Origin of the sequence: Ruegeria sp. R13_0 (assembly GCF_017743995.1) — a bacterium.
Taxonomy (GTDB): Bacteria; Pseudomonadota; Alphaproteobacteria; order Rhodobacterales; family Rhodobacteraceae; genus Ruegeria.
Window position 1 is genome coordinate 1 of sequence record NZ_JAGHRB010000040.1, and the last position, 5337, is coordinate 5337.

Here is a 5337-nt window from a genome sequence, read left to right on the forward strand (position 1 = left end):
ATGACCACGTAGAACACCACAAGCCCGGCGATTTCCCGGCAGAAACGACCAAACAGATACCGGACAGCGCCCCAGAGATCGCCCTCGGCCTCGGCTTCGGTCAGGACATGCCAGCGGCGGGTCAGAACCTCGAACAGTTTTTCGGCGATGAAGCCCACAACCAGAACGCTGGCAACCAGCCCCAGCAGAACCAGCGCACCATATGAGGTGAACGTGGCCACAAAATTCTTGATCGCTGTGGCTTGCGCGCTGAAGAGGTTGGGGACGGTCGTTATGACATGCGTCCACGAGGCGACCATTTCGCTCCAGACCTCGTTCAGCTCGGTAATCGGATCCTCGCGCTCCTCTGCAGCAGCCGCGTTTTTCTCGGCCACCGCATCCAGACGCTCCAACAGAATCGAGCGAACCTGATCATCCGACATCCGCGCAACCAGACCATCAACCTGCTCAGGCGTCAGATCAGAAGGGATGCTAACGGGGGCAGGCGTGCTGTCCTGCGCGTAAACCGGTTCAGCCAGAAAGAGGACGGATACCAGTGACAGAACGAGGCGAAGCGAGTGGAGCATTGGAGGGCCCTTAAGTGCAGTATTTTGTCTTGGTGGTGCGGAAGGTCACCTTGGCGGTCATGCCCACCCAGAATAATTGGGAGGGCCGTTACCCTTGGCGCCGTTGCGCAGGCTGCTCGATTGGCTTCATTCTGCCAATTCGATCTCGCCGGGTCGCCAGGTGCCGTCGAACCAGGGCTCTAACGGGCCGTACATCCGCAACATGGTCGACCAGGCCTTGCCGGGCATCGTTTGTATCCAGTTCCCCTCTTTGCCCGCCGGCGCTTCGGGGGCGAACCAGATCGTGTAGCTGCCATCCTCATTCGGCTCGACCGTGGGCAGGGTACTGTCGACACCGGCCAGCTTCTGATCCGTTTCCAGCAGGGATCGCGTCTGCGTGCTGTAGACGACGAAGGACCAGTAATTGTTGACAGGAACATCCGGCGGAATGGTCACGGAATAGGTTTTCGCCCCGTCCAGATACGCGCCGCTGCTGTCGCGGTTGATAACCGCGTATTGCGATCCAACACCGACATTCTTGGCCACCATGGCGGGGGTCGTGCCGGTGGCGTAGTAGTGAAACAGCGTGCGCGCATCCAGAAGCTTTACATCGCCTGCCTTAAATTCATGGTTTCCGCCCACAAATGGGGTCTTCCAATATCCGGTTTCATACAAAAACGGCGCGCGGCTGCGCGGTGCAAAATTCAGTGAGCGGGATGCGGCTGTTCCAAGCGCCACCGCCTCGGTCAGGGTTTGCCGCAGGCGGCCATCCGGCTCAAAGGGCTCGCCCTTGCGGATGCCCAGGGTGAACAGGGCGCCCATGAGTTCTTCGGGGAGGGCACCCGGGGCCTCGGAGTCCACCACGGCCTTCATTTCCTCGAAGAACGAGAAGTCATTGGCGTGGATCGTGTTCAATTGCACGTCGGTCAGGTTGATGAACCCAGTCTCGGGCGGGGCGTCGCGCGCATCCCAGGGGTAGATACGCAGCTGGTCTTTGACGCGCTTTGCTTCGACTTCAGCGCCGCCCTCGCCGGGAAAGGCCCGCAGCGCCAGCCAGTTCATATAGCTGGGGGTCCTGAGGACGTAATAGCCCTCGTCCGGCAGATCGCCTTCGTAATCGGTCGGGACAATTAGGTACTTCCCGCCTTTGCCCTTATCCGGACCGGCATTCCCGACATCGCCCACATAGCGCATGTAAACATCGTCGACGAGGCCAAGGATGCCCGACGGCAGTTCCATCACCAAAGGCCCGTTCGACAGATCGGTACAACCCAGCACATAGATCGTGGTCGTGTTGGGAGTCAGCAACAGAGACCGCGCATTATAGAGCCCCTCAAAGATGCCAAAGCTCTGTGCATCGACCCCGGCCTCGGACAGGCCGCGGCACATCGCATAGGTGGAGGCGGCGGGCATCCCGTCGGTAAAGGCCGTGATACCGCGTGCAAGGTCCATCGTGTCATAGGCAAGAGCGGCGGTTGCCTCAGTCGGCAGGCCGTCGAAATATTCCAGCGTGCCCAAACGGGTTTCAAAACTGTCGGGCACGGTGATGCTGTCAGGGACATCGGCGGCATATTCCGGCGTGTTCTGAGCGGTGGCGGCCCCGGCGGCACAGAGGCCGGCAACGACAAGGGAAACGAATTTCAATGGAACCTCACAAAGTATATCGGGTTTTCGGAAGAGACGCGTTGGGGATCACAGCGGCTTTGGGTTGATCGGGCGGAACGCACCATCCAGAACCATCTGACTGACGCCGTAATTGCGAATGCTGTAGTTGAAAGGCGCACCCCCCGAGGACAGGTTGTTGACCTTGTCGTCGCCGCAATTGAAGTGCAGCGTGATGGTGCCATTCTCATTCGCCTGCCACATGTTCGAGTTGATATGCGTGGCCCCCTCCATCAAATACCCGTCAGAATCGTAGAGGGTGAAGGACGTGAAGAACGCGTTCTGCGGATCTTCGAAGGTCACTGCCAGACATTCCTCGCCAGACAGTGCGGCGGAGCTTGAATAGGCATTCGAAACCCCAAGTTCAGGCGGATAACCACCCCAGCCCGCCGCATGGGACAGGTCCAGAACGTGCTGATCGGCCTCTCCGGGGCCTTTGGCATAGGTGTAGTCTATCCCGGCGCTCAGGAACTCGTCTTTGTATTGCTTGCGCATCGCCTCCAGCTGCGCCTGATCATAGGAGGGCGGCGTGTAGGTGCTGTCGTCCTGCATGCCTGAAATGGAAATCTGATCCTGAACCTCATGAAGATGTGCAAGAGATGCAGCATCGGTTCGATCCTTCAGTTCCGTCCGGAATATGATCAGCGCGAAGTCGGTTGAAACCTCGACCTCATGATCGCCGGAGTCGACGATGTAATAGGGTGAAAACCCATCCGCATCCATAACCTGCGCCGCGACATACAGATCGGATTCGGGCAGTGAAATCGTGAACGTGCCATCGTCGGATACGTTGACGATCTGCACCGAATAGAGGGTATCCCAGTTCATGCGCACTGTCGGGGCTTCTGGGCCGACCGGTGTGACCTCACGCAGATGCAACATGCCTTTATCGGCACCTTTCCGGGTCCAATTGGCGAAGTTCCAGGCGGTTTCTGCCTGAGCGAAATTATCCTCTGTCACAGGGATGCTTTCGGCAGTGGCTTGCGTGGCAAAGGACAGGGGAAGAACAGCAAAAGCCGAGAGGAGAGAAGTCGTACGCATCAATTACTCACAATTTTCGGGGATCACAGCAAATCGTATGATCCCATGTTTTCTGATGCCAAGCGTTGCATAGTGCAGGGTAAGTTGCTTACCATTTTGCGCAACGGCGTGATCGCACTAAGAAAACGGAGGGGGCGTGGTTTCCAGCAATCCGATATCCATGATCTCGGCCTTGTCTTTGGGACCCATGCCCGAGCTGGTTCAACGTGAAATGGGTGACAGGGCGCTGAACCGCGTTTTCCGCACGTCTGGCCTGACCGGTGATCTTTTATATACTCGGGAAGGGTTTATCCCCCAACCCGCACTGGTTCGCTTTTTTGATGCAATTGCCAAAGAGGCCGGTGAGCGCTGGGTTCTGGGCCCCTGGGTCGACGCGATACAGATCAGCGACTATGGGCTTTGGGGCGATTGGGTCTTGTCCGCTCGAACGTTGAGAGCCGGGCTTTTGCGCGGTTGCAACTCGATTCAGCTGCATGGAACACGGGATACGTTGTCCCTACTGACGCAAAGCGGCAAAGCCGAGTTTTCTTACACCTTCGCTTCTGCGGCAACACGCGGGTACGGTGAGTTGGCCATCGGAGGAGCGGCAGCGCTGGTCAGCTATTGTCGCGCCTATCTTGGCCCGCACTGGCGGCCGGACCAAATCGATCTGAATATTCCAAATTTAACCCACGTTGATCTTGAGCGTCTGGAAACGTGGTTCGGATGCAGGATTGGCCGGTCCAAGACCTGCATTCGCCTGATTTTCAGACAAGATCTATTAAGCGTAAGGCAGAAACACTGGCGACCAAATGCGATCACCTATGAAGATGTTATTCGTGATCGGCTGGACAATCACCCGGCCACGCTCACAGATCAGATCCGTGACATCGTCCGCCGAAACCTGCCATCCGGAATGACCAGTATAGAAGACGTCGCCCGCGCGCTCGGCACGTCTGTTCGCACACTGCAGCACAGGTTGCGAACCGATGGAGAGAGTTACCGGTCCATCGTCAAAACCGTGCGCATAGAACGCGCCAAAGAATTGTTGCAGGGCGGTGACCTATCCATCACGGCGATCGCTTTCGAACTGGGCTATGAACACGCTCCACATTTCACTCGAATGTTCAACGAAGAGGTAGGAGTGCCGCCATCCAGATTTCCAAGCAAAACACCCTAGTTGCCAAGACATTTGGCACTTTGGTTTCCCCACACCAAAATTCATTTACCAAAGATGAGCACGGTCGGGATCCAGCGCTTGAGCGGCTATCCTCATCCCACATACGCACGGTCTGCCAGAATTGACCAATGGCTCAAACCCGTTCCACGCCCACTTGGCTTCCTTTAGTGCCACGAAGTCAGCTGTGCGGCGCACGTCCCATTTGCCTTTGAGCAAAGGTAGAGGCAGAGCCTGAGTTAGGTCGGACAAATGCTCCGCAACAACCTCGACCGCGATCTCAGTTAGGCAAGAGACGTTGAATTTTGTCGTGTTCTCGTTTGCGAAACGCCGTATGCCGTTCCATGGGTCGAAGGGTCACCACGTTGATCCAGAAAATTCTGACGCTATTTGAAGCGATCCAAGACCAAATCTCTCTGTTTGCCCCTTTTCCGAATTGTTTCAGCGAGTTGCAGTTGTTGCGCCGGACAGCGGGTTTTGTTGATTAGGGGCACCGATCACCCCGTGCGGGTGATGTCCCCACTTTTTCAAAATGGTTCGGAAATCGCGGAAATTCCGGCGACTACAGGCGATCGGTGGGGAGGTAAAACGCTGTCCCGACAGAGATCTCTTGCAAACATGTGAAATCTATGTCGGGTGCTTAGCAGCCGTTAGCACAGCGCGCAGCGAAGGTGTTGGAAAAGTCCGTAGTTCCAGGTGCTGCATCTTGCATGAGTGACTTCAAATCTCGGATTGCTGCCTTGATTCTATGCATGCGACCCAAACCAGCCATTGGCCAAAAACCACCATCGCTGCATTGCGGCCCGCCAAACCTGATGGTGTGGATGGCTCCTGCTCCAACGGGCGTCGCAATGCGTCATAGTGCAGTTGTCTAAGACTGCTTATGAGAGGAGCCACCCCATGCAAGTTACCACAATCGGCGTTGATCTGGCC

At 56.8% G+C, this 5337-nt stretch carries 4 protein-coding genes and 1 pseudogene; 1 reads left to right on the forward strand and 4 read right to left on the reverse strand.

What is annotated here, in order from left to right:
• The 3 genes and pseudogenes from J7394_RS22670 to J7394_RS22680 form a co-directional block, all read right to left on the reverse strand.
• Window positions 1-566, reverse strand: a pseudogene (locus tag J7394_RS22670) (mechanosensitive ion channel family protein); the annotation flags it as partial.
• 126 nt (window positions 567-692) lie between these two features.
• Entirely contained in the window at window positions 693-2189 is a 1497-nt protein-coding gene (locus tag J7394_RS22675; protein ID WP_209256225.1) for a DUF1254 domain-containing protein, read from the reverse strand.
• A gap of 48 nt (window positions 2190-2237) precedes the next feature.
• The gene (locus J7394_RS22680) at window positions 2238-3248 is read right to left on the reverse strand and encodes a hypothetical protein (RefSeq protein ID WP_209256226.1); all 1011 of its coding nucleotides are present in this window, start codon (window positions 3246-3248) and stop codon (window positions 2238-2240) included.
• 136 nt (window positions 3249-3384) lie between these two features.
• Between J7394_RS22680 and J7394_RS22685 the strand changes: the two genes are divergently transcribed.
• Window positions 3385-4407: an AraC family transcriptional regulator gene (locus J7394_RS22685; RefSeq protein ID WP_209256227.1), complete on the forward strand. Its 1023-nt coding sequence runs from the start codon at window positions 3385-3387 to the stop codon at window positions 4405-4407.
• Between the two features lie 717 nt (window positions 4408-5124).
• Here J7394_RS22685 and J7394_RS22690 read toward each other — a convergent pair.
• A partial coding sequence (locus tag J7394_RS22690; RefSeq protein WP_209256228.1) for a hypothetical protein occupies window positions 5125-5337 on the reverse strand: 213 nt, incomplete at its 5' end.

Bases quoted from the DNA above. Each gene is read 5' to 3' on its own strand.
- J7394_RS22680 (WP_209256226.1), bottom strand. From the start codon at position 3,248: ATGCGTACGACTTCTCTCCTCTCGGCTTTTGCTGTTCTTCCCCTGTCC.